This is a genomic window from Pseudomonas viridiflava, from assembly GCF_900602065.1.
GTDB lineage: Bacteria > Pseudomonadota > Gammaproteobacteria > Pseudomonadales > Pseudomonadaceae > Aquipseudomonas.
Genome location: NZ_UWFN01000307.1, coordinates 1 through 285, shown reverse-complemented (window position 1 = coordinate 285; position 285 = coordinate 1). Strand labels below are relative to the sequence as shown.

At 61.8% G+C, this 285-nt stretch carries 1 protein-coding gene; it reads right to left on the bottom strand.

Features of this window, described 5'->3' with window-relative positions:
• Window positions 1–285, bottom strand: a 285-nt coding sequence (locus EE949_RS22455) for an OmpW/AlkL family protein (RefSeq protein ID WP_277423374.1), incomplete at both ends; no start/stop codon positions are given.

Below are 285 nucleotides of genomic sequence, written 5' to 3'. Positions count from 1 at the left end.
CCCGCATAAGGCTGGAATTTGGAGGACGGTTCCATCGGGTAGTACTGCAACGACAGGGTCGGCGGCAGGTGCTTGATGTCGGCCAGTTTGCCGTCAAGACCCGGGCCCAGGCCCTTCACCGCAACGGTGTGGCTGAACGGGGTGGCGGCCAGCAGTTCAATACCGATGTGCGGGGTCAGCATATAGGCGAATGTCAGGCCCAGCTGGGTATTGCCGTCGAGCGTGGCTTTGGTGCCTGAAACCTTGGTGCCGTCGAGTCTGACCTCGCCGCTGTCTTCGTTGGGT